Here is a 25720-nt window from a genome sequence, read left to right as displayed (position 1 = left end):
CCCTCCCAGCCCTGTTGTACGGCGACCACGCCCTCAGCTATGGCGAGTTGGCCGAGCGCGCCCTGCGGGTTGCGGCGTACCTGGAGGGCCAGGGCCTGCAACACGGTGACGTGGTCGCCCTGCAACTGCCCAAGGGCCCCGAGCAGGTGATCGCCCTACTGGGCATCCTCGCGTGCAGCGCCACCTACCTGCCTATCGGCATCGACCAGCCCGCTGCGCGCTGCCGCACGATCTGCGACAACGCCGGTGCCCGCCTGCTGCTTACCCAACTGCCGCAGGCTGGCAGCGCACTGGCGGCGCCACGGGCCGGTGCGGTCAGCGACCTGGCCTATATCCTCTACACCTCCGGCTCCACCGGTGAACCCAAGGGCGTAGAGATCAGCCACCTGGCCGCCGCCAACACCCTGGAGGACCTGCAACGGCGCTTGCAGCTCAACCACGATGACCGAATCCTGTCGCTCTCGGCGCTGGAATTCGACCTGTCGGTATTCGACCTGTTTGCCCCACTGGCCTGCGGCGCGGCGGTGGTTTTGATCGAGCCCCAGGCCCAACGCGATGCCCTGCGCTGGCGCGAACTGGCCACTCAACACCGCGCCACCGTACTCAATTGCGTGCCGGCGCTGCTCGACATGCTGCTCGGCTGTGCCGATGCTCCGTTGCCCCTGCGTGCAGTCTTGCTGGGCGGAGACAAGGTCGCGCCGGAGCTGGCGCCACGCTTGTGGGCCCAAGCCCCCGGTTGCCGCTTCATGGCCCTGGGCGGTGCGACGGAAGCGGCGATTCACTCGACGCTGTTCGAAGTCGTGCCCGGCCAGGCGTTGCACTGGCACTGCCTGCCGTACGGCAAACCCTTGGATAACGTCAGCCTGCGCATCGTCGACCCGCAGGGTCATGACTGCCCGGACTGGGTGGCCGGCGAACTGTGGATTGGCGGGGCCGGAGTGGCCCAGGGTTATCGTGGCGACCCAGTGCGCAGTGCCGAACGCTTTGTGGTTTACAACGGCCTGCGCTGGTACCGCACCGGCGACAGTGCGCGCTACCACCCCGACGGTACGGTCGAGTTCCTGGGACGTAGCGACTTCCAGCTCAAGCTGCACGGCTACCGTATCGAGGCCGGTGAAGTGGAACACGCGCTGCTGGCCTGCCCCGGCGTCGACCAGGCGGTGGCGCTGCTCGTGGGCCAGCACCTGGCGGCGGTGGTGCGCCTGGCGAATGGCCCGATGCAACCTACCGCGCTGGAGTTCCCAGGCCTGGCCGAGCGCCTGCCGGCCTACATGATTCCCAGCCTGATCCTCGGCTGCGCGCAATGGCCGTTGACCACCAATGGCAAGGTGGACCGCAAGGTACTCCACGGCTGGCTGGCGGACCATCGCGGCACTTACCAGGCCTTGCTGTCGCCGCCCTGCGGCGCCATTGAACAACAGGTGGCCCGCGCCTGGCAGCAGTTGCTCGGCTGTGGCGAGGTGTGCCGGGAGCACAACTTCTTCGCCCTGGGCGGCGACTCCCTGAGCGCCACGCGCCTGGTGCGCCTGTTAGCCGAACAAGGGCTGGGCGGCGCACGAATCGCCCAGGTATTCACCAAGCCAGTACTGGCGCAGTTTTGCGCCGACCTGCATCAACAGGCCCAGGCCGAACCGCAACGCACCGTTGTCCCGGACCTGGCCCAACGTCACGCCCCCTTCCCCATGACAGAAGTGCAGCAAGCCTACTGGCTGGGTCGTGACCCGAGCCTGGTATTGGGCGGGGTGAGCTGCCATTTCTACCGCGAATACGACGTCGAAGACCTCGACCTGCCGCGCCTGCAAAACGCCCTCGGGCGCCTGATCGAACGCCACGAAATGCTGCGTGCGGTGTTCGATCAAACAGGCCAGGCACGCATCCTTCCCCAAGTACCCACCTTCGTGATCGGCCAACGCTACGTTTGCGTCGAAGACCTGCGTGAGCACTGTGCCCACCGCGTGTTCGATCCCGCCCAGTGGCCGCTGTTCGATGTGCAGGCGGTGACCCAAGGCCGGCATACCCGCCTGGCCATCAGCCTGGACAACCTGATCCTCGACGCCCTCAGCATCCTGCGGTTCTATGCCGAACTCGACGCGTTGTATCGCGAACCGACGCTGGCCCTGCCACCGCTGCAGTTGTCCTTTCGCGACTACCAGATTCAGGCCGGCGTGGAACCCACCGAATTGCGCGCCGCGCAGCAGTTCTGGCAAGAACGCCTGCCCACCTTACCGCCGCACCCGCAACTGCCCCTGGCTGCCGACCCCGCAAGCCTGGGCCGACCGCGCTTCGAGCGCCTGCAAGGTCAGGTCAAGGCCCAGGCCTGGCAAGCAATCCTGGCCAAGGCCCAACAGCACAGCCTGACCGCCTCGGCGGTGCTGCTCTGTGCGTTTGCCGAAACCCTCGGGCGCTGGAGTGCACGCCCGGACCTGAGCCTCAACCTCACGCTATTCGACCGCCGGCCTGTGCATCCGCAGATCGATCAGGTGATGGGCGACTTCACCTCCCTCACCCTGCTCGGCTACGTGCCCGTGGCCGGCGAACGCTGGCTCGACCGCGCCAGGCGCACCCAGCACACCCTTGGCGAAGCCCTGGAACATCGCTGCGTGGGGTCGGTGAGCCTGTTGCGTCAACTGGCGCGCAGCAATGACGAGCACCAGGTGAGCATGCCGGTGGTGTTCACCAGCGCCCTGGGCGTACCGGATGGCACCGCCGCACCGGTGGACGGGCCCTTCGCCAGGCAGGTCTTCGGCCTTACCCAAACCCCGCAGGTGTGGCTCGACCATCAGGTGGTCGAAGCTGACGGCGGCATCGCCTTGAACTGGGACCGCGTGGTCGGGCTGTTCCCCGACGGGCTGGTCGAAGCGATGTTCGACGCCTACCTGCACAGCCTTGACTGGTTGGCCGAACACCCCTGGGACAGCGCCCCGCCCGACCTGCTGCCCCTGGCCCAGGCGCAGGTACGCGCACGGTTGAATGCCCCTGGCGCCAGCGTTGCGCAGGACCCGAGCCTGCACCAGGGCTTCTTCCAACAGGCACACCAATCGCCGCAACGCCCTGCGCTGTTGTGGGGCGAGCATGGGAGCCTGAGCTACGGCGAACTGGCCGACCGCGCCCTGCGCATCGCCCGCAGCCTGATGGATGCAGGCGTGGCGGCCGGTGACCTGGTGGCAGTCTCCCTGGCCAAAGGCCCGCAACAGATTGCCAGTGTGCTGGGCGTGCTGGCAGCGGGCGCGGCCTACCTGCCGGTGGGGGTCGACCAACCCTTACAGCGCTGCCAGCGCATCCTGCAACAGGCCGGCGTTGGCCTGATCCTCGCCGAGCACGACCCACAACTACCTGGGGTCAAGCACCTCACGCCTTCAAAAGCACAATGCGCCGAACCGTTGTTAGCCCCACTGGCCATGTGCGCCAACGAACTGGCCTACGTGATCTACACCTCCGGCTCCACCGGCCAGCCCAAGGGCGTGGAAATCACCCACCGCGCCGCGATGAATACCGTGGCCGAGATCAACCGTTGCTACGGCATCGACGCATCGGACCGTGGCCTGGCGCTGTCAGCACTGGACTTCGACCTGTCGGTGTATGACCTGTTCGGCCTGCTCTCGGTGGGTGGCGCCCTGGTGTTGATCGAAGAAGACCAGCGCCGCGACGCCCGCGCCTGGCTCAAGGCCTTGCAACACCATCGTGTAAGCCTGTGGAACAGCGTGCCGGCGCTGCTCGATATGTTGTTGGAAGCCAACGCGCTTGAGCGCCAAACCCTGGGGTTGAAAGTGGCCCTGCTGTCGGGCGACTGGATTGGCCTCGACCTGCCGCAACGCCTGCGCCAACAGGCACCGCAGTGCCGGTTTATCGCCCTCGGCGGCGCCACCGAAGCCGCGATCTGGTCCAACCACTTTGAAGTCCAGCAGCCGTTGCCGGGCTGGCGTTCAATCCCCTACGGCGTGCCACTGGCGAACCAGGCGTACCGGGTAGTGGACGCCCTTGGCCGCGACTGCCCGGACTGGGTCACTGGCGAGTTGTGGATCGGCGGCGCCGGTGTCGCACGGGGCTATCGCCATGCACCGCAGTTGAATGCCGAGCGCTTTATCGACGGTTGGTACCGCACCGGTGACCTGGGCCGCTACCGGCCCGACGGTTTGCTGGAGTTTCTTGGCCGCGCCGATACCCAGGTCAAGGTCCGTGGCCACCGTATCGAACTGGGAGAAATCGAAGCCGCCCTGGCCCGTCATCCCTGTGTAAACCAGGCCGTGGCGCTGGTCGCGGACACGCGCTTGCTGGCCGCAGTCGCTGCCAGCACCCACGCCGAAGTACTCGCCCAGCACTTGGAACACTGCCTGCCCGCGTATATGCGCCCGGAACAGATCCTGGTACTGGAACGCCTGCCCCTGAGCAGCAACGGCAAGGTGGACCGTCGCGCCTTGCTCGCCCCCTTGGCGGCTGCGGCACAGTCACGCCCCGCGCCGGACGAAGCCCCGTTGAGCGCCGCTGAACAGCGGGTCGCCGAGCTGTGGCAACAGTTGCTCAACGTGCCCAGCGTGTCACGCCACGACAACTTTTTCCGCCTGGGCGGCGACAGCCTGCTGGCCACGCGGTTTCTTGAAATGCTGCGCAGCCGCTTTGGCCTGGAACTGCCCATGGGCCAGCTGTTCGGCGCCGCCAGCCTGCTGGAAGTGGCGCACGCCCTTGAGCGCCAGCCCACCTCCGACACCGTTGAAGAAGGCCTCATCTGATGCCTGCGCAAACTCCCCCTCTTCCAGGAGCTGTCCCCATGCCCGCCGCCAAACTGTTAAGCGAACTCAAATCCCTGGGCGTCGAGCTCTGGCCCCAGGATGGCCAACTCAAATTCCGTGCGCCCCAGGGCCTGCTCAATGCCGAGCGCCTGGCGCAACTGCGTGAGCACAAGCAACAGATCCTGCACCTGCTGCTAACCCAGGAGCGGCCCGAGGTCGTGGCCGACCCGGCACAGCGCCACGCGCCTTTCCCGCTTACCGACGTACAGAACGCCTACCTGCTCGGGCGCCAGTCTTCGTTCGGCTACGGCAATGTCGCCTGCCACGGTTACCTGGAACTGAGCTGGCCGAGCCTCGACCCGCAGCAGGTGGAACAGGCGTGGAACCACCTGATCGCCCGGCATGACATGCTGCGCGCGGTGATCGCCAGCGAAGGCTCCCAGCGCGTGCTGGCCGAGGTCGCGCATTACCCGCTGGCCGTCACAGACCTGCGCGGCGCCACCCGCCAGCAGCACCAACACGGCGTACAACAGATTCGCCAGTCCATGGAGCAGAAGCTCTACCCGACCGAGGCCTGGCCACTGTTCGAGTTGCGCCTGAGTCGCAGCGACAGTGGTGACACCCTGCACTTTTCCATGGACTCGCTGATCGCCGACTGGGCCAGCGCGCAATTGCTGTTCAATGAGCTGGAGCAGTTGTTGCACGATCCAGAAGCCCGCTTGCCCACCCTGGACATCAGCTTTCGCGACTACCTGCTGGCCGAACGCGGCCTGCTCGAAGGCAGCCGCCACCAACGCGACCGCGACTACTGGCTGGCGCGCATCGACGAACTGCCCGCCGCACCGCAACTGCCGGCGCCCCTGAGCGGCGAAGACACCCGTGTACCGCGCTTTCAACGCCACTCGGCGCAACTCGACGCGTCGCAATGGGCCGCCCTGAAAAGAGCCGCCAGCGCCCTCGGTCTCACCCCTTCCATCGTGGTGCTCAGCACCTATGCCGGCACCTTGCAGCGCTGGAGCCAGCAACCCGCCTTCAGCCTCAACCTGACCCTGCTCAACCGCTTGCCCCTGCATCCGCAGGTGGGCCAGTTGGTGGGGGACTTCACCTCGGTCAGCCTGTTGCAGGTCAACGATCCCCAAGGCCAGGACTTCACCAGCCAGGCACGCCAACTGGGCAATCAATTGTTCGCCGACCTGGAGCATCGGCTGTTTTCCGGCATTCAAGTGATGCGTGAAATCGGCCGGCGTCGCGGCCGGGAAGCTGCCGCCATGCCGGTGGTGTTCACCAGTGCCATTGGCCTGGGGATCGAACCGCCGGCCAGCAGTCAGCGCCGGGTCGGCCACGGCATCACCCAGACACCCCAGGTCACCCTCGACTGCCAAGTGATGGACGACGCCCAGGGCCTGCACATTCACTGGGACGTGCGCCAAGGCGTGTTCCCAGACGGCCTCATCGAGGACATGCAACAAGCCTTCGTTGCCCAACTGCGATTGTTAGCCCTTGACCCGGCTGCCTGGGACCACCCCATGCACGTGCCGCTGCCGGCCTGGCAACAGCGTGAGCGTCTCGCCGCCAATGCCAGCGCCGCCCCGCTGCCCACCGGCCGCTTGCATGATGGCCTGCTGGCCATGGCGTGGGAACGGCCGCAGGCGCTGGCGGTGGTCGATGCCCACGGCAGCCTGACCTACGCCGCCTTGATGGAGCGCGCCCTGGCGGTGGCCGCGGCCTTGCATGCCGCCGGTTGCCGTGCCCAGGAACCGGTCGCAATCCTCATGCCCAAGGGCCGCGACCAAGTGATAGCGGCCTACGGTGTGCTACTGGCTGGCACTGCCTACCTGCCCCTGGACAGCAACGCCCCGGCCGCACGCCGCGACCGCGTGCTGCACAGCGCCCAGGTTCGGCATGTGCTCGGCTGTTCTCAGGCGCTGCCCGAGGTGCCATTACCCGACGGTCTGGCTTGGCATGCCGTCGACCAATTGGCCCCAGCCATACAGGACTTCCCGGCACCCGACGGCAGCCCCGACGACCTTGCCTATGTGATCTACACCTCAGGCTCCACCGGGGAGCCCAAAGGCGTGATGATCAGCCATCGCGCCGCCCTCAATACCGTGCAGGACATCAACCGGCGCTTTGAAGTCAGCACAACTGACCGCGTGCTGGGCCTGGCGCAACTGAGTTTCGACTTGTCGGTGTATGACCTGTTCGGCCCGCTCGCGGTCGGCGGCACCCTGGTGCTGCCCGACCCGGCGCGCGGCGCCGACCCGTCGCACTGGGCCGAGCTGGTGCAGCGCCATCAGGTGACGCTGTGGAATTCGGTGCCCGCGCAACTGCAGATGCTGACCCACTACCTGCAGGCCGAGCCACGGCCTCTGGACAGCCTGCGTCTGGCGCTGCTGTCGGGGGACTGGATCCCATTGAACCTGCCGCCCCAACTGCAAGCGTTGTTGCCAAGCCTGGCCCTGGTGGCCTTGGGCGGCGCCACCGAAGCCTCGATCTGGTCGAACCTGCACCCCATCGGCGCGATTGACCCGGCGTGGCGCAGCATTCCCTACGGCCTGCCGCTGGCCAACCAGGGCTTTCGCGTGCTGGACAGCCAATGGCGCGATGCGCCCACCTGGGTGCCAGGTGACCTGTATATCACCGGCGTCGGCCTGGCCCAGGGTTACCTGGGCGATCAAGCATTGAGCAACGCCCGGTTTTTCGCCCACCCGCTCGACGGCCAACGCCTGTATCGCACCGGTGACCGGGGCCGTTACTTGCCGGGGGGTGAGCTGGAGTTTCTCGGCCGTGAAGACGGCCAGGTCAAGATCCGTGGCCATCGTGTGGAGCTGGGCGAAATCGACGCCGCGTTGCTCGCCACGCCAGGCGTAGACAGTGCCGTCAGCCTGCTCAACGGCGAGCTGCTGGCCTTCGTCACCGCCGCGCGTGTCGAACCCGAACCGCTGCCGGGCGCGCCGTTGCTGAGCGCGGTGCAGCGTTACGCCGACAGCCAGGTCGGCAGCTTCGATGCACAGCAGGTACGCGACTATCAGGCCGACCTCAACGCCGCGGCATTGAGTTCCATGCTGGAGGTGATGCGCAAGGCCAAGCTATTTTGTGGCGTGTTGTCCGAACCAGATGTGGCAACCATTCTGCAGGCCCTGCAAGCGCAACCCCGCCATCATTGGCTGGTACGCCGTTGGTTAGCGGCCTTGTGTGACGCGGGCCTGTTGCAACGCGAACAGTCCGGCTATCGCTTGCTGCGCAGCGGGCCGAGCCCAGCGCTAGCCTGGGGCCGGGTGGAACAGGCGGTCGCGTGTGGGTTATGCAGCCAGGCGCTGCTCGACTACCAGCTCGACCATGTGCGGCAACTGCCACAACTGCTGCGTGGCGAGGCCAACCCGTTCGACCTGTTGTTCCCCCAGGGCCAGCAAGAACTGGCTTTGCAGCTGTATGGCAGGGATGCCGTATCACGCTATAACAACCACAGCATCGCCGCGCTGATCAACCGCCTTGCCACCCACCATGAGGGCGACGGCCCGCTGCGCATCCTGGAGATCGGCGCGGGCACCGGGGCCACCAGCGCCGTGGTGATCAGCCTGCTTGATGGCTTGGAAGTGGATTACCTGTTCACCGACATGACCGCATTCTTCCTGCCGGCGGCCAAGCAACGCTTTGCGGACTACCCCTGGGTACGTTACGGCGTGCTGGACATTGACCAGGCCATTCGCCCTCAGGGTTTGGCCAGCAACAGCGTGGATATCGTGCTGTGCGCGGGCATGCTCAACAGCGTCAAGGACATCGACAATGCCCTCGGCCAGATCAGCGAATTGCTCAGCCCCGGTGGCTGGCTAGTGTTCAGCGAACCGACCGGTGAGTGGCCCGCCATCTTGCTGACCCAGGGCTTTATGATGACCCCGGCCGACGACGACCAGGGCCGCAGCGGCTTGCGCAGCGCCGAGACCTGGCAGGCACGGGTGCAGGCACTCGGCGGCGAAAATCTGCCAGCCCTGCCCGACGCCGACCACCCGCTGGCCGCTCTCGGCATGCAGGTATTCGCCGCACGCTTGAAGGCCGGGTTCCAGCGCTTGAGCGTTGAGCACCTGCGCCGCGCCCTGGCTCAGCGCCTGCCGGACTACATGCTGCCGGCACACCTGCAAGTGCTCGACTGCCTGCCCCTGACCGCCAACGGCAAGGTCGACCGCCAGACCCTGGCCCACTGGCGCCCCGCGGTGGATGCCCAGACCGAAAGCAGCCAGGACGCACCCAGCGACCCGCTCACCGCCGAGCTGTGCCGGGTGTGGGCCGAGGCCCTGGGCCTGGCGCAAATCGGCGCGGACGACAGCTTCTACGAGAAAGGCGCCGACTCGCTGATCCTCGCCCGCGTCGCCGGCCAGTTGCGCGAACAACTGCCCCAGGCCCACAGCCTGAGCTACGACACGCTACTGCGACAAATGCTCAACGAGCCAAATGTTCGCGCCCTGGCGCGCCTGCTCAACCACGGCGAAAACACACCTACTGCCGCGGCGCCTGACGAAGCGCAGCGCGCCAACCACAGTAACGCCCTGGTGGTGCCATTCGGCGGTGGCGAGAGCGGCCCGGTGCGGGTGATGTTCCATGCCGCCCTGGGCACGTTGGATTATTTCCAGCATCTGGGCCGTGCACTGGCGGCTCAACAGGCCGGCCCGGTGATTGGCTTCGCGGTGGCCGACACCGAGCAATACCTGGCGCTGGAACCCAAGCACCTGATCGAAAGCGTGGCCCAGGACTACGCCGATCGCTTGATCGCCGACGGCCATCAACGCTTCCAGTTGATCGGCTACTGCCTGGGTGGCCTGCTCGCCACCGAAGTTGCCCGGCGCCTGCTGGAACGCGGCATGGAGGTGGTAAACCTGAGCCTGATCGACAGCATCCCGATGTTTATCGACACCGACGAAGAGCTGGCCTATGAGGCGATCTTCGTGCCCAACCTCAACCTGGACCCGGTGAAAACTGTGTTCGGCGCGCATATCGAAGACTACGACGTTTACCGCGCCATCGACCTGTTGATGGCCCGCGACAACCGCCGCGTACCCGCTGGCGCCATGGCCGCCCTGAGCGGCGATCCCGGCCTGGAGGCGCTGGCGCTGGCGGTGCAGCAACAGTCGGCACGCAGCCAGGAGGAGCGCCTGGCCGAGTACGCACGCCTGGCGTCTGGCCAGGCCGGCGTGCCCATCGGCCCCGAGCTGGTACCGACGCTGTTTCGCGTGTGCCGCCACAGCATGCGGGCGGCGCGGTTCGACCCGCCGCCGTTCCTCGGCAACATGACCTACTTGCGCTGCCTGGAGCAGCAATCGTTCGGTATCACCGGCGGCGTGGGGCACCTGGCGGCACCGTTCTGGGAAGACACGTGCCTGGGTCAATTCACCCTGATCGACGTGCCCGGCAACCATTTCAGCGTGATCGAACCGCCCCACGTGCACACCGTCACTGCCCACCTGCTTGAGGCCCTTGGGAAAAACTCATGACCACCGCCCTGGACACCCTCAAACGCCCGGTCAACCGCATGATTCGCCTCGGCGTGGTGTTCGCCGCGATGGGCGCGCTGGTCAACCTGGTGCCCTTTATCGGCCTCACCGAACTGGGCCGCTTGCTGCTCGCGGGCAACACCGACAGCCCCACGCTGTGGCGGTGGGCGGCCCTGGTAGTCATCGCCCTGAGCCTGGGGTGGATGGCCAGCGGCGTGGCGCTGTGGCTGACCCACCTGGCCGACCATCGCCTGCAATCGAGCTTGCGCGAAGCCATGGTGCGCAAGCTCGGCCGCGTGCCGTTGGGGTGGTACACCGACACTACCTCGGGCGCGGTGCGCAAGGTAGTGCAGGACGACCTTGAAGACCTGCACCACCTGGTCGCCCACCACGCGGTAGAACTCACCGCCGCCATTGTCACGCCGCTGGCGGGGCTGGTATGGCTGGCCACGTTGAACTGGCGCCTGGCGCTGCTGGCGGTGCTGACATTGCCGATCTATGCGGTGGCCTACGGCCTGATGATGCGCGGCTTCGGCGCCAAGATGCAGTTGCTCGACAAGAGCATGACGCGGGTCAGCGCAGCGATTGTCGAGTTTGTCCACGGCATTGCCGTGGTCAAGGCGTTCGGCCAGGTTGGCCAGGCCCATCGCAGCTATCAACAGGCGGTCAATCAGTTCAGCACCCAGTACGCCGGTTGGGTCAAGCCGCTGCTGCGCCTGGAGGCGTTTTCGTCGATGGCCCTGAGCGTGCCAGTGATTCTGCTGGTCAGCCTGGGGGTGGGCAGCGTGTTGCTGGCCCAGGGCTGGATCACACCGTTGCAACTGTTCGCCGAAACCCTGGTGGCGGTGGTGATCCCGCAGTCACTGCTGGTGATCAACCAAAGCCTCACCGCGCAACGAACCGCCCTGGCCGCAGCCGACCGTATCGAAGCGCTGCTGGAGGTCGACGAACTGCCCTCGCCCAAGGTGTGCAGCTCCCCACAGGGCAGCGACATACGCTTTGAACAAGTGCAGTTCGGCTATGACCCCGCGCACCTGATCCTCAAGGGCGTCGACCTGCACTGCCCAGCCGGCAGCGTGACGGCGCTGGTGGGGGCTTCCGGTGCGGGCAAGTCAACCCTGGCCAAGCTAGTGCCGCGTTTTCACGACGTGAACGCCGGGCGAGTCTGCGTGGGCGGTGTGGATGTGCGCGAGATCGACCCGCGCCAGCTCTATCAGCACGTAGGGTTCGTGTTGCAGGACGCGCAACTGGTGCACGGTACCGTCGCCGACAACCTGCGCCTGGGCCGCCCCGAGGCCAGCGATGCCGAGGTCGAGGCGGCAGCGCGGTCGGCGCAGATTCATTCGCGCATCCAGGCCCTGCCCCGGGGTTACCAGTCGGTGATCGGCGAGGACGCAATTTTTTCCGGCGGCGAGGCCCAGCGCCTGTCCATCGCCCGCACGCTATTGGCCGACACGCCGGTGCTGATCCTCGATGAAGCCACCTCCCACGCCGACCCCGAGTCCGAAGCCTTGATCCAGGATGCCTTGTCCGCCCTCGCTCGGGGCCGCACGGTGCTGGTGATCGCACACCGCCTGGCCAGTATCTGCGGCGTCGACCAGATCGTGGTGCTCGACCAGGGTCGCGTCATTGAAAGCGGGCGCCATGAACAGCTGCTGCAGGCCAACGGTGCCTACGCCCGGCTGTGGCGCGCCAGCGCCGAAACCACCGCCCCCGACCTGGAGATGTCCTTGTGATCCGCAGCCTCGTGACTTTATTGGGCCCGGCCCATGCCGCACGCTTGTACCGCTACCTGGCCTGGCTGGTGACCAGTGCCGTGCTGCAAGGGGTAGCCGTCGCGTTTCTGGTGCCGATCCTGCACGCGCTGTTTGCCGGTGACCTGCGCAGTGCCTGCCTATGGCTCGCCGGCCTGGCGGCGATGGCGGTGCTGACCTGCATTGCCCATTACCAGCAGGCCATGAAAGGCTTTGCGCTGGCCCTGGTGGTGTTGACCACCTTGCACGAGCGTCTTGGCCAGCACCTGGTGACCCTGCCCCTGGGCTGGTTCAACTCGGAAAAGGTCGGGCGCCTGTCGCGCAGCGCCACCAGCGGCACGCTGATGGTCACCGGCTTGTTTGCTCACTACCTGGGGCCAGTGGTGTCAGGTGTGGTGGTGCCGGCTACGGTGGCGTTGACCCTGTTCGTGTTTGACTGGCGCCTGGGCGTGACCGCGGTACTGTGCGCGCCGCTGATCTACTTTGCCCATCACTGGTCGGCGGCCGCCATCGGCAGCAACGATGCGCAGGTAGAGGCCGCCGCGACGCTGGCGGGTAACCGCGTGGTGGAGTTTGCTCGCTACCAGCAAGTGCTGCGCGCTTTCGGTCGCACCCAGGAGGGCTACGCCCCCTTGCAGGCTGCCAACCTGGCGCAGAAACACGCCGGCGGCTCGATGCTGTCCCAGACCTTCCCGAAACTGCTGGCCGGTGGCTTGACGGTGCAACTGGCGTTTGCGCTGCTGGTGGGCGTGGGCATCGCCCTGGCCAGCCACGGCGAAATCGACGCCATCCAGTTGGTCGCCCTGCTCGCGCTGGCGGCGCGGTTTGTCGGGCCATTGGCCGAAGCGGCTGCGCGCAGCGGCTTGTTGTGCATGGCGGGCAACGACCTGGAGCAACTGGTGAGTATCCTGCGCGAGCCGCCGTTGCCAGAGCCCGCCGTCAGCCAGCCCTTGACGGCGCCTGGCAGCCTGGCCTTCGACCAGGTCAGTTTCGTTTACCCCAGCGGGCCCAAGGTATTGCACCGCCTGTCGTTCAACGCCCCGGCCCACACGATGACCGCAATCGTCGGCGCCTCGGGCTCCGGCAAGACCACCGTCACGCGTTTGCTGATGCGTTTTTTCGATGCCAGCGAGGGCAGCGTCAAGGTGGGTGGCGTGGACGTGCGTGAGCTGTCCAACGCAGCGCTGATGGCCCAGCTGTCCCTGGTGATGCAGGACGTCTACCTGTTCGACGACAGCCTTGAGGCCAACATCCGCGTCGGCAGCCCCGACGCCAGCGCCGAACAAGTCGCCGAAGCGGCACGGCTGGCCGGCGTCGATGAAATCGTCGCGCGCTTGCCCCAGGGTTGGAACACCTCCGTGGGGGAAGGCGGTGCGGCGTTATCCGGCGGCGAACGCCAACGCGTGTCCCTGGCCCGCGCCTTGCTCAAGCGGGCGCCCATCGTGCTGCTGGATGAAGCCACAGCGGCCCTCGACCCGCACAACGAAGCCTTCGTGCAAGCGGCCATTGGCAGCCTGATGCAAAGTGCCACGGTGCTGGTGATCGCCCATCGCCTGCCAACCATCATGGCCGCCGACCAGATCCTGGTGTTGGATGAAGGATGCCTGGTGGAGTCTGGCACCCATGCCCAATTATTGGCCCGAGGCGGTCGCTACGCCGGGTTCTGGCATGACCGTCAGCGTGCCGGTGGCTGGCGCTTGAACGCCGAGGCCCAGCCATGCTGATCGGGGTGTTGGGCGCCAGTGGCGACGTGGGCCTGGCCAGTGCCCAGGCGTTGTTGACCCTGGGGATGAGCGATCTGCGCCTGGGCGGGCGCGATGCCGTCAAGGGCGCACACTGCATGCACCTGCTCCTGCAGCAATGGCCACAAGCGCGCCTGCAGTGGGCCTCGGTAGACTTCAACGACGCAAAAGCCATGGCTGCATTCGCCCGTGGCTGCGACGTGCTGCTCAACTGCGCGGGCCCATCCTGGCAGCTACAAGACCGTGCCGCCCACGCAGCGCTGCGGGCCGATGCTCATTACGTCGATGCCGCCGCCCCTGAGCAACTTGATCCGGCCCACTGGCGTGGCCGTTGCGCGGTGCTGGGCGCCGGCTTGCAACCGGGGCTTACCGGCCTGCTGCCGCGCTGGCTGGCCGAGCAAGGGTTTAGCCAAGTGCAGCGCCTCACCAGCTATTTCGGTTTGCGCGATCACTTCACTCGTGTGGCCGCCGATGACTTTTTGCAAGGCGCAGTGGATGGCAGCAGCGAACCGCTGGCAGCCTGGGAGCACGGCCGGCGTCATCGCGCCTTGCGCCGGCAACGCGACGTGTCGGTGCCCTGCTTTCCCGGCCGGGTTCACCTGCTGCCGTACCTCAACCTTGAGGGCGAACGCCTGGCCATGGACCTCAACCTGGACGCCGGCCAATGGTTCAACGTGATCGCCGACGGCCACGTTCTCAAAGCCCTCGACCAGGCCCATGGTTTGCCACGGGCCGACGCCGTGCAGCGGTTGTGCGAAGCCAGCCGGCTCGACCTCAGCGGCCAGGCGCCCTTCGTCACCCTGCTGCTGCAACTCGATGGAATGCACCACAACCAGGCCCTGACCCGCAGCCTGGTGCTCAGCGGTGCGGGCAATGCAGCGCTGACCGCCGCCATGGCAGCGGCCACGGTCATCAGCGTGGTGGAAGGTGAAATCCGCGCCGGCTGCCATGCCGCCGCCCAAGTCCTGCCGCCCGCCGCCAGCCTTGAACGCCTGCTGCGCACCTCGGCGATTCAGGCCCTGAACCTGCTGCACAGCCCGCTCGATCAACTGCATACCGCCGACGAAGGTTGCCTATGAACACGGCGTTGAACGAGCTGGAACAGCTGAGCCTGGGCGTGATGGCCCAGGTGTTGCTGCACACCCAAGCATTGCCGCTACAGGTATGGCGCAACGCCGAACAGGTCAACCAGGCGCTGGGCACAGCGGCGCGCCATGCCTGGGTGGTACGGCGTTGGCTGGTGGCGTTGGGCGGTGCGGGCCTGCTGCGCGAAGCCGGTGAACGTGTGGCCTGGCGCACGCCGCCACCTGACCCGCAGCTCGGTGAATTGCCACGCCTGTATGGCGCGCTGGGCTTTCCCGCCAGCATGGCGCGCCTGCACACCCAAGTCATCGAGTGCCTGCCCGACCTGCTGCGTGATCAGTTCACCCTCACCCACTTGCTGATGCTCGGCGGCGACCCGGTAAAGGTATTGAGCGCCTACCAGCACAACCACTTCACCACAACGATCAATCAAGCCCTGGCTGATCGCGCGCGGCAAATCAGCGCCGCTGACGGGCAGCTTAGGGTGCTGGAACTGGGCGGCGGTGCCGGCGGCACCACCGACGCAGTGCTGGCGGCGTTGCAAGCGTGCGAAAAGGACTATCGCTTCACCGACATCAGCTCGCTGTTTACCGGCGCCGCGCACCGCCAGTTTCGCCTTGAGACGGGCATGCAGTTCGGCCTGCTCGACCTCAATCGCAGCTTCAGCGGCCAGGGCATATTGCCAGGCACCCAGGACCTGGTGATCGCCGGCAACGTGCTGCACAACGCCCGCGACCTGCCCTACAGCCTTGGACAGATCCGCAGCAGCCTTCGAGACGGCGGCGCCTTGCTGTTCAGCGAATCCATCGCCGACAACCCGGCGATGCTGACCTTCATGCACCTGTTGCTGTCGCCCGCCGCCGATGCGCCGTTGCGCCCCCACGATGAAGCCTTCATGGCCGCCGATGGATGGGACCTGGCCTTGCAGGCCACAGGTTTTGAGTTGCTTGAGGTATGGCCCCGCGCGTGCGACCCGCTCGCCGCCGCGGGGCAACGCTTGTTTCATGCCATAGGAGTTTGAGGATGAATGTCGATACCTTGCTCATCGACCTGCCCGCCGGAGCGCATCCGTGGCGTCTGCCGACCTTGACCGACCTGGGCGCGCATCAACAGGCACCGGCACGTTTGCTGGCGGTGCTTGAACGCCAGCGCCCGGCGGTGGTAGTGATGAGCGCCGAGCAGTTGGAGCGCCTGCTGGACTTTCCCGCCCTGGCCTTGAGTGATCTGAGCCATCTGGAGCAGTTGGTGTTCGTCAGCGAGCGCCCCGGCGACTGGCAACTGGCCGAACGCGCCGCAGCCCAGCTGGATTGCCACGTGCAGGGTTTCACCGAAGAGGGACGCGACCTGGCCGACCTCAAGCGTGAGCAACAGCGCTGGTGTGAGCGGGCCCTGGGGCACCCTCAGGTGAGTGCAGTTGCGCTGCACGGCCAGACCCTGTTCGCCGTGCCCCAGCGTTGTGAAGCGACTGCGGTGGACGATCATCTCGACGCAACCGAGGCAGCTGTCAATCAGCAGTTCAGCGTCACGCAATTGAACCAAGCCGTGCAGTTGAACCAACGCTTGAGCCACGCGGCCTTGCTGTCGATGCTTAACGGCCTGGAGCAATGCGGCTTGCTGCCGGCGCCGCTCAATGATGTGGCCCAAAGCCTGGCCAATGCCGGCATCGCTCCTGGTCACCGGCCCTTGATCGCACGCTGGCTGGACGTGTTGCACACCCAGCAACTGCTGCAGCGCAAGGGCGATCACCTGTATCCCAGCCTCGACGCCAGCGCCTGGAGCACCGCCACGTTGGAAGACCTTTGGGCACAGTTGAGCCTGGACTGGGCACAAAACACTGGCGGCAGCACCACCCTTGACTATGCACGGGACAATGCCCGCCAGTTGCCAGCGCTGATGCGCGGCGAGTGCGCCGCCGTGCACCTGCTGTTTCCCCAAGGCCGCACCGATCGCGCAGCGGCGCTGTACCGCGAAAGCCTGGCGGCGCAATACCAGCATCGCAGTGTGGCGCATTGGGTGGGTGCCTGGGCAGCGCGCCAACCCACCGATGCGCCGTTGCGGGTGCTGGAGGTCGGCGCCGGCACCGGCTCCACCACCCAGGCGGTGTTGCCGGCCCTGGCCAATGTAGCGGTGGACTACCTGTGCACCGACGTGTCGCGCTACTTCAGCGAACAGGCCGCCGAGCGCCTGCACGCCTGGCCATGGGTGCGCCACGGCGTGTTCGATATCGACCGCCCTGCCCTGGCCCAGGGTTATCACACCCAGGGCTGGGACTTGATTATCGCCGGCGGTGTACTCAATGCCGCCCGCGACACCGAGCGCTCCCTGGCCATCCTACTGACCTTGCTCAGGCCGGGCGGCTGGCTGGTGTTCAGCGAGCCGACCCAGGAGGAATTCTGGGTGATGGCGTCCCAGGCCTTCATGCTCAACCAGGCCAGCGATGAACGTGCACTCAGCAGCTGCACCTTCCTGGACCTCAACCAGTGGCAAGGCGCCCTGGCCCGTGCCGGCTTCCAGGGCAACCGCAGCCTGCCCGCCGCCCATCACCCGTTGGCGCGCCTGGGCCATCGCGTCTTCGTCGCCCAAGTGCCCGAGCAACGCCTGAGCCGTGCCGCGCTGGCGGCCCACTTGGAACATCCCGACCTGCAGCTTGAACTGCTCGACCGTCTGCCCGACCTGCCTACCGCCAAGGACTTGCCATGACCCCGCTGGCCTACCCCTTCAACGCCTTCACCGACCTGGCGCTGGCTGAGCCTTATCGCCATGCCCAGCAAGCGCCCGGCCTGCTGCGTATCCAGATGCCCATTGGCGCGCCCGCCTGGCTCGCCACCCGCTATGACGATGTGCGCCAGGTGCTGGGCGACCGGCGTTTCAGCCGTAGCGAGGCGTTTCGCCATGACGATGCACCGCGGGCGTTCCCACGCATCGCCGGTGGCATTGTGATGATGGACCCGCCGCAGCTGACCCGCATTCGCTCCCGGGCTGCCCAGGCGTTTACCCGGCGCCGCGTCGAAGCCTTGCGCCCCCATGCGCGGGCCTATGCCCACCAGTTGATCGACCGCATGCTCGCCGCCGGCCCGCCCGCCGACCTGGTCAATGACTTTGCCTTGCCGCTGCCCCTGGCGTTGATTTGCCAATTGCTGGGCGTACCGCTGCACGATCGCGAACGTTTCAAACAGTGGAACGACTCGCTGCTGTCGACCCGCCCCGAAGACGCGGCCCTGACGCAACAGCACTTGGGCGAACTCGCGGTGTATATCAAGGGCCTGGTCGCCGAGCGCCGCCGCCACCCCCAGGACGATTTCATGACCGCCCTGGCCCAGGCCGACGAACAAGGCGAGTGTCTGAGCGAGGAACAGCTGCTGCTGTTGTGCATCGCCATCCTGGTCGCCGGCTACGAAGGCAGCGCCTCGCAAATTCCCAACTTCATCCTCGTGCTGCTGGACAACCCGCAGCAATGGCAACAGCTCAAGGCCCACCCCGAGCAGATCCCCCAGGCGGTGGAAGAGCTTTTGCGCTATATCCCGCTGGCCTCGGCGGCAATGTTTGTGCATTACGCCCTGCAAGACATTCAGGTGGGTGAAACCCTGGTGCGTCAAGGCGAGGCGGTATTCGCTTCAATCGGCGCGGCCAACCATGACCCGGCGCGCTTTGCCAACCCACAGGTCCTGGACCTGCAACGCGATACCCAAGGCCATTTCGGTTTCGGCCACGGCCTGCATCATTGCATCGGCGCGGCGCTGGCGCGGGTGGAGTTGCAGGAGGCGTTGCAGGCGCTGGTGCAACGCCTGCCCAGCTTGAAACGCTGCGGGGCAGTACAGTGGAAAACCGCGACTTTTTTTCGCGGTGCCCACTGCCTGCCGGTGACCTGGTCATGAGCCGCCCACGTCAACGCGTGATCGTTGCGGGCACCGCGTTTGGTCGCATTTACCTGCAAGCCCTGGCCCGGGCCCATGAGCGTTATGAGCTGGTGGGGATCCTGTCGCGCGGCAATGCCTACTCCCAAGCCTGCGCCGACCACTACGGCGTGCCACTGTACGAGGCCGTAGAACAGGTGCCGGACACCGTCGATATCGCCTGTGTGGTGGTGCGCTCCGGCGCGACCGGTGGCGCCGGCAGCGAACTGGCCCAGCAGTTGCTGCGCCGTGGCATCCATGTGTTGCAGGAACACCCGGTGCATCACCGCGAAATCGCCGCGTGCATGCAGGCGGCGCGCCAGGGCCAGGCGGCCTACGCGGTGAATACGCTGTACCCCAATATCCTCGCGATCCGGCGCTTTCTCGCGGTAGCCGACTACCTACGCGAGCAACACGGACTGGCCTATATCGACGCGGCCTGTAACAGCCAGGTGGCCTACCCCTTGCTCGACATTCTCGGGCGCCTGGCCGGTGGCCTGCGGCCTTGGGCATTTGCAGCACCCGCCGCCAGCGTCGGCGCACACCCCTTCACGCAGTTGAGCGCCAGTTTCAATGGCGTGCCCATCAGTCTGCGCGTGCAGAACCAAGTGCATCCCCAGGACCCGGACAACCATTCGTTTTTGATGCATCGCCTGGAAGTGGGCTGTGAAGCCGGCGTACTGAGCCTCTGCGATACCCACGGCCCGGTGCTGTGGAACCCGCGCCTGCATGCGCCACGGGACAGCACCGACCGCCTGATCATGGCGGGCACCGGCAGCGAACGACTGGCCGGGCCGACCATGGTGGTGCTCGACCCACAGATACCTGCCAGCTATCACCAGGTGTTCAACCAAGTGTGGCCAGATGCGGTTTGCCTCGCCCTGGACGCGTTGTGCGCCGACATCGAAACGCCCGCGCGCCGCCTGCGCAGCGGCGTGTGGGCCACCGAGGTGTCGATGGCCTGGCGCGAAATGAACAGCCTGATCGGCATGCCCCAGTTGATTGAGCCGCCTGTTCCCCAAGCATTGCCGCTGGCCGAGTTGCACCGCCGCGCCGAGGCCATGCAACCCCCTGGCGCTGACCCCAGCGCTCAACTCTTGGGAGCCCTGCCCTTTTGAATACTGCCCAATTCCGTTCCTCCTGCAGCCACGTATTGCTGTGGGTACGCGACCTGCATCAGGCCGTGGCGAGTTTTCGCGCCGCCGGGTTCGAAGTCACCTACGCCACCGCCGAGGCCCGCGCCCAGCACGCGCACATTTGGTTCAGCCACGGGCCGATCATCGAGTTGCTCACCACGCCGCGCCACGCCTGGCTGTTCAAGTGGCCCATCGACTGCCTGGCCGGGCGTGGCGCCGGCCGGCGCATGTTGCGCTGGGCCGCCCATGGCGAAGGCTTCTGTGACCTGGCGTTGCTGTGCGATGACGCCGCCCTGGCGCCGCGCCTGAAGGGCCTGGCGGCCAGCGGCGTGGCCATGGGCCGCGTGGTGAACTGGCAACGCACCTGTGCAGACGGCAGTCAGACGCGCTTTCGTTTTGTCTACCCGCGCCACGAGCGCCTGCCTTTTCTGGTGACGCCCTACACGCCCACGCAGCATCCGGCGCGGCTGATCCATCCCAACGGCGCCACTGGCCTGGCGGCCATTCACCTTGGCGTGAGCCCCGCCGACCACACCGCCCTAAACCTGCTCGCGGGCGACGACCCTATGTTGCACCTGCAACCGGCCACCCACACCGGCGTCCAGGCGGTGCAGGTCGCCGGCCTGGCGCAACCACTGACCCTGCACGGCGCCCAATTGCTCGGCTGCCCGACAGCCCAAGGAGATCGCCATGCTTGATGGATGCACTGACTGGCCCGAAGATTTTATCCGCCGCTACCGCGAGCAAGGCTACTGGCAAGGCGTGTCCCTGGGCCAACTGCTGCGCGAGCAAGCCCAACGCACACCACAACGTGAAGCCCTGGTCGACGGCAACCGACGCTGGCGCTACGCCGAACTGGACCAACACGCCGACCGCCTGGCCGCTGGCCTCGCTGAGCGCGGGCTGGTCGCCGGCCAGCGGGTGCTGGTGCAACTGCCCAATATCGCTGAGTTCTTCAGCCTGACCTTCGCCCTGCTGCGCCTGGGGGTGATCCCGGTGTTTGCGCTACCAGCCCATCGCGAGCACGAATTGGCCCACCTGGCCCATCTGAGCCAGGCGGTGGCCTATGTGATTGTCGATCAGCACCTGGGCTTCGATTACCGGCCACTGGCGCGCACCCTGGTTGAACAGGTGCCGAGCCTGCAACAGGTGTGGGTGGTGGGCGCGGCCGAGGAGTTCGTGGCCCTTGCCGATTGTGTCGCCACACCCCGCGAGTTTACCGCGCCAGACGCCCGGGACGTCGCAGTACTGCTGTTGTCGGGCGGCACCACCGGCCTGCCCAAGCTGATCCCGCGTACCCACGACGACTACGCCTGCAACGCCCGGCTGGCGGCCCGCGCTTGTGGCTTCGACGACCACACCCGTTACCTGGCGGCGCTACCGGTGGCGCATAACTTCCCCTTGGCTTCCCCGGGCGCACTCGGCGTATTCAGTGTCGGGGGCACCTTGGTGCTGGCGCCGGAGCCGAGCCCGGACACCGCCTTCGAGCTGATTGAACGCGAACGTGTCACCCACACTGCGTTGATCCCACCCCTGGTGTTGCTGTGGCTGGAAGTGGCGCAATGGTCCGACAACGACCTCAGCAGCTTGCAATGGCTGCAAGTCGGCGGCGCGCGCCTCAAGGCCGAGATCGCCGCGCGCATCGGCCCCGCCCTGGGCTGTGGCCTGCAACAGGTGTACGGCATGGCAGAGGGCTTGCTGTGTTTTACCCGGTTGGATGACCCGCAGGCGCTGGTCTTCGAAACCCAGGGCCTGCCACTGACCGCTGCGGATGAGATCCGTATCGTCGATGCCGATGATGTAGCGGTCGCGCCCGGCGCCGTGGGAGAACTGCTGGTGCGCGGGCCCTACACCATTCGGGGCTACTACAACGCCGCCGAGCACAACCAGCGAGCGTTTACTGCCGATGGCTTTTATCGCAGCGGCGACCTGGTACGGCGCCTGCCCGAAGGGCATTTGGTTGTAGAAGGGCGCAGCAAGGATGTGATCAACCGCGGCGGCGAGAAGATCCCCGTAGAAGAGATCGAGAACCTGCTGCTGGGCCACCCGCTGATCCGCGATGTGGCGCTGGTGGCCCTGGCCGATGAGTTGCTGGGTGAACGTAGTTGCGCCTGCGTACTGGCCCACGACGAACAAATTGACCTGGCTTCGATCAACGCCTGGCTGCGAGAACGTGGGTTGGCCGCCTACAAGTTGCCGGACCGCTTGCAGGTGCTGCGCGAGTTTCCGCTGACACGCCTGGGCAAGGTCAACCGCAAGGCCCTGGCGGAACAGGTGTTGGCATCATGAGCCGGTGGCTGCGCGTTTTGCGGGAGGGCCCGCAGCCCCGCGCACGCTGGGTGTGCCTGCCCCACGCCGGTGGCAGTGCGAGCTTTTACCGGCCGTGGCTGGCGCACTTGCCGGGGGATATCGACCTGCTGGCGGTGCAATATCCCGGCCGTGAAGAGCGCTTCAACGAGGCGCATGTGCCGTGCCTGGCGACCCTCGCCGAGCACATCAGCCAGGCGTTGCTGGCCTTGCCTGCGCGGCCCCTGTTGCTGTTTGGTCATAGCATGGGCGCGGCGCTGGCCTATGCCGTGGGCGTGCACCTGGAAGCGGCCGCTGCCGGCCCGGCCCATGTGTTTGTCTCGGCCCATGCGCCGCCCCACCGGCAACCGCCCAGCGACCTGCACCGCCAGGACGACAGTGCACTGATCGCCGACATCCTGCGCCAGGACGCGCAGGCCGCCGGCCTGTGGGCCAACCCGCAGTTGCGTGCGGTGTTCTTGCCCGCGCTGCGCAGCGATTACCAGGCCATCAAAACCTGGCGCCCTGCACACCTGCCGCCCCTGGCGGCGCCGCTGGATGTGCTGCTGGCCCGCGATGACGCCGAAGTCAGCCTGGAACAGGCCCGCGCCTGGGCCGACCTGAGCGGCCATCTCCCGGATATCCGCCTGTTCGACGGCGACCATTTTTACCTCAAGCATCAGCCGCGACCGGTGATCGACCACCTATTGCAACGCACCGACTACCTTCAGGGAGACACATGATGAAAACCCCGGAACACTGCACTGGCCTTGCTGATATTCGCCACGCCATCGACAGCCTCGACCAACAGATCATCGACGCCCTTGGCCTGCGCATGCAGTACGTCAAGGCCGCCTCTGAATTCAAACCCGACCAGGCCAGCATCGCCGCCCCGGAGCGCGTCGCGGCGATGCTACCGCTGCGTCGGCAATGGGCGCAGGACGTCGGGCTGGATGGGGAGTTTATCGAAAGCCTGTTCAACCAGATCATCCATTGGTACATCGCCGAGCAGACCGCCTTCTGGCTGCAGAAAAAGAGCAAGGCCGTATGAACGCGGACGATTTGCTCAAAGTGTTCCAGGCCGCGCACCAACGGGCGGTGGCGTACCAACGACCGGTGATTGCCGTCAGCGCGTGCGCCGCGCCGACGCTCGCGCCCTTGGCGCTGTATCAAGCCCATCGGCAAGGTTTCTTCTGGTGCGCGCATTCGCCCGACCTGAGCCTGTTCGGCCTGGGCTGCACTTGGCAGATCGAAGCCACCGGGTCCCAACGCATGGCCGAGGTGGATCGCCAATGGTTCGCACTCTGCGCCGATGCGCTGGTACAAGGGCCACATGCGCCCTTGCTGCTGGGCGGCATGCGCTTCGATGACCAGCGACCCAGTGCCCCCCATTGGGCGCCCTTTGCCGACGCCAGTTTTCACCTCGCCCACTGGTTGCTCAGCGAGGACGCCAGCGGGCGCTGGCTGCGTTGCCAGCGCGTGATCGAGCCGGGCAGCGACCCCGCCGCACTGGCCCAGCAAAGCCTGGCCGCCTATGAACATCTGCTCAACCCCACCCACAACCCGGCAGCCACACCCACGGTGCTGGGCCGTAGCGCCTTGCCCCAATATCAATGGCAGGCCAAGGTCGAGACCGCACTGGACGCCATCGCCCAGGGTGAATTGAACAAAGTGGTGCTGGCGCGACATATCGACCACCGCCTGGACGCGGCCCTCGACACCGGCGCGGTGATGGGCCGCCTGTACGCACGCCGTAACGCCTCGCACCTGTTCGCGATCCACCGTGGCGACCATTGCTTCATGGGCGCCACCCCCGAGCGTTTGCTCAGCTGCGCGTCGGGCCACCTGAGCACCCACGCCCTGGCAGGCAGCACCCGCCGTGGGCTCAAGCCGAATGAGGACCAAGCGCTGGGGGAACGCCTATTGGCCGATCCGAAGGAGCAGCATGAGCATCAACTGGTGGTGCAGACCATCACCCAGGCGCTGCATGACAAGGTCAGCGACCTGCAGGCCGCATCCAGCCCCAGCCTGCTCAAACTGGCCACCGTGCAGCACTTGAGCACGCCGATCAGCGCCCGACTCAACGTGGGCAAGCGCCTGCTGGACGGTATCCAGGCCCTGCATCCCACGCCCGCCGTTGGCGGCCTGCCCAAGGCATCGGCTCTGGCGTTCATCCGCGAACATGAGGGTTTTGATCGTGGCTGGTACGCAGCGCCAGTGGGCTGGCTGGACGCCCAGGGCAATGGCGACTTCCTCGTGGCCCTGCGGTCGGCGCTGATCACCCCAAGGCATTGCCACGCGTTCGCCGGCTGCGGCATTGTCGAGGGCTCGCTACCGGCCAATGAATACGAGGAAACACAGATCAAGCTGGCGAGTATGCAGCAGGCCTTGCAACTGGCCTGCCCTGCTGATACTGACGGGGCGTACAGCCAAATTCGCGGCGAAACACCGTATGCAGATACTGCGCAGAGGTGAAGCCGCAGCGTGCGGCAATGTCGGCGATAGCAAGGCTGTGGTTTTCCAGGCCTTTGGCGGCAGCGGCGAGTTTGAAGCGCAAAATCTCATCATGCACGCTGCAGCCACGCGCCTTGCGAAAATGCGCTTCCAGGGACGAGCGGGAAACACCGACATAAGCCGCGACCTGATCGGTCTTGATACCCTGGCAGGCGTACTGGCGGATAAACAACAAGGCCTGCATCACGTAAGGGTTGCCCAGGGGTTGATGCAGGCTGGAGGCCTGCACGTTGATGGCGTCCGGCGGCACCAGCACCTGCGTGCCCGTGCAGGGTTTGCCATGCAGCATCTGATGCAACAATGCCGCAGCGGTACGGCCCATGGTCTCCGTGCCCTGGATCACCGAGCTGAGCGGCACCCGCGTGAGGGTACGGGTCAGCGGGTCGTTGTCGATGCCGATCAACGCCACCTCCTCCGGCACCGCAATGCCCGCCGTCAGGCAGGCTTGCAGCAACTGCCGGGCGCGGGCATCCGTCACCGCGATAATGCCGATAGGCTTGGGCAAGCTGTGCAGCCAGGCAATCTGCTGCTCCACCGCGCTGTCCCACAACGGCGCACTGGTGCCCAGCCCGCGATACACCTCTACCTGCAAGCCATCACGCTGCATCAAGCGGCGAAAAGCTTTCTCACGCTCCTGGGCCCACCGATTGGCCTGGGCCTCGGGCAAGCTGAAACAGGCAAACCGCGTCAACCCCGCCTCCACCAGATGCTCGTAGGCCAACTTCATCAGGGCATGGTTATCGGTGGCCACATAGGGAATGCCCTTCGGGTACTTGCCCACGTCCTCATAAGACCCACCCACCGCCACCACCGGAAGCCGACTGCCGGCCAGCGCCTCGCCAATCAGCGGGTCATCGAAGTCAGCAATGATCCCATCGCCCTGCCAACGCTCGATACCGCGCAGGCGACAGAGGAAGTCCTCTTCCAGGAACAGGTCCCAGGATGCACGGGTGCTGCTCAGGTAATTGCCGATGCCGGCGATGATGCCGCGGTCGTAGATTTTGCTGCCGTTGAACAGCAAGGCGATGCGGTGAACGGGCGGTAGGGTTTTCATTGTTTTTGTCCTGGGGCCGGTCGGTGCAGATTAGGCGGGTAGGCC

Annotated in this window: 15 protein-coding genes; 14 read left to right on the top strand and 1 reads right to left on the bottom strand. The window is 66.3% G+C overall.

What is annotated here, in order from left to right:
* From GIV35_RS06300 to GIV35_RS06235, 14 genes are all read left to right on the top strand, one after another.
* A partial coding sequence (locus GIV35_RS06300; RefSeq protein WP_236264890.1) for a non-ribosomal peptide synthetase occupies positions 1–4727 on the top strand: 4727 nt, incomplete at its 5' end.
* A 38-nt stretch (positions 4728–4765) separates the two neighbouring features.
* Positions 4766–10213: a non-ribosomal peptide synthetase gene (locus GIV35_RS06295; protein WP_236304531.1), complete on the top strand. Its 5448-nt coding sequence runs from the start codon at positions 4766–4768 to the stop codon at positions 10211–10213.
* Entirely contained in the window at positions 10210–11949 is a 1740-nt protein-coding gene (locus tag GIV35_RS06290; protein WP_236264894.1) for an ABC transporter ATP-binding protein, read from the top strand. Before GIV35_RS06295 ends, GIV35_RS06290 begins: the two co-directional genes overlap by 4 nt.
* Positions 11946–13691 (top strand): ABC transporter ATP-binding protein, encoded by a 1746-nt coding sequence (locus GIV35_RS06285; RefSeq protein WP_236264895.1) that lies wholly within the window; start codon positions 11946–11948, stop codon positions 13689–13691. The genes GIV35_RS06290 and GIV35_RS06285 overlap by 4 nt, the downstream gene beginning before the upstream one ends.
* Positions 13685–14788 (top strand): saccharopine dehydrogenase NADP-binding domain-containing protein, encoded by a 1104-nt coding sequence (locus tag GIV35_RS06280; RefSeq protein ID WP_105226505.1) that lies wholly within the window; start codon positions 13685–13687, stop codon positions 14786–14788. The genes GIV35_RS06285 and GIV35_RS06280 overlap by 7 nt, the downstream gene beginning before the upstream one ends.
* On the top strand, positions 14785–15813 hold the full coding sequence (locus GIV35_RS06275) for a class I SAM-dependent methyltransferase (protein WP_223024056.1): 1029 nt from the start codon (positions 14785–14787) through the stop codon (positions 15811–15813). The genes GIV35_RS06280 and GIV35_RS06275 overlap by 4 nt, the downstream gene beginning before the upstream one ends.
* A gap of 2 nt (positions 15814–15815) precedes the next feature.
* Positions 15816–17492: a class I SAM-dependent methyltransferase gene (locus GIV35_RS06270; RefSeq protein ID WP_223024057.1), complete on the top strand. Its 1677-nt coding sequence runs from the start codon at positions 15816–15818 to the stop codon at positions 17490–17492.
* On the top strand, positions 17489–18667 hold the full coding sequence (locus GIV35_RS06265) for a cytochrome P450 (protein ID WP_198715110.1): 1179 nt from the start codon (positions 17489–17491) through the stop codon (positions 18665–18667). The genes GIV35_RS06270 and GIV35_RS06265 overlap by 4 nt, the downstream gene beginning before the upstream one ends.
* The gene (locus GIV35_RS06260) at positions 18664–19803 is read left to right on the top strand and encodes a Gfo/Idh/MocA family oxidoreductase (RefSeq protein WP_213154332.1); all 1140 of its coding nucleotides are present in this window, start codon (positions 18664–18666) and stop codon (positions 19801–19803) included. Before GIV35_RS06265 ends, GIV35_RS06260 begins: the two co-directional genes overlap by 4 nt.
* Positions 19800–20519, top strand: a complete 720-nt coding sequence (locus GIV35_RS06255) for a VOC family protein (protein ID WP_200648641.1) — start codon at positions 19800–19802, stop codon at positions 20517–20519. Before GIV35_RS06260 ends, GIV35_RS06255 begins: the two co-directional genes overlap by 4 nt.
* Positions 20512–22110 carry a (2,3-dihydroxybenzoyl)adenylate synthase gene (locus tag GIV35_RS06250; protein ID WP_223024058.1) on the top strand — a complete coding sequence of 533 codons (1599 nt, stop codon included), beginning with the start codon at positions 20512–20514 and terminating at the stop codon, positions 22108–22110. Before GIV35_RS06255 ends, GIV35_RS06250 begins: the two co-directional genes overlap by 8 nt.
* Positions 22107–22850, top strand: a complete 744-nt coding sequence (locus GIV35_RS06245; RefSeq protein WP_268939892.1) for a thioesterase II family protein — start codon at positions 22107–22109, stop codon at positions 22848–22850. Before GIV35_RS06250 ends, GIV35_RS06245 begins: the two co-directional genes overlap by 4 nt.
* A complete protein-coding gene (locus GIV35_RS06240) occupies positions 22850–23158 on the top strand; it encodes an isochorismate lyase (RefSeq protein ID WP_223024059.1) in 309 nt (102 codons plus the stop codon). Before GIV35_RS06245 ends, GIV35_RS06240 begins: the two co-directional genes overlap by 1 nt.
* Positions 23155–24582, top strand: coding sequence for an isochorismate synthase (locus GIV35_RS06235; protein WP_236264896.1), 1428 nt, complete (start codon positions 23155–23157; stop codon positions 24580–24582). Before GIV35_RS06240 ends, GIV35_RS06235 begins: the two co-directional genes overlap by 4 nt.
* On the opposite strand, the gene GIV35_RS06230 is transcribed toward GIV35_RS06235, so the two are convergent.
* Positions 24470–25675 carry a XylR family transcriptional regulator gene (locus GIV35_RS06230; protein WP_105226496.1) on the bottom strand — a complete coding sequence of 402 codons (1206 nt, stop codon included), beginning with the start codon at positions 25673–25675 and terminating at the stop codon, positions 24470–24472. The genes GIV35_RS06235 and GIV35_RS06230 overlap by 113 nt on opposite strands.
* Positions 25676–25720 lie beyond the last annotated feature (45 nt).

Source organism: Pseudomonas sp. PA-1-6B, assembly GCF_021609545.1.
Classification (GTDB): domain Bacteria; phylum Pseudomonadota; class Gammaproteobacteria; order Pseudomonadales; family Pseudomonadaceae; genus Aquipseudomonas; species Aquipseudomonas fluorescens_BV.
This window is presented reverse-complemented; position numbering and strand designations above follow the sequence as displayed.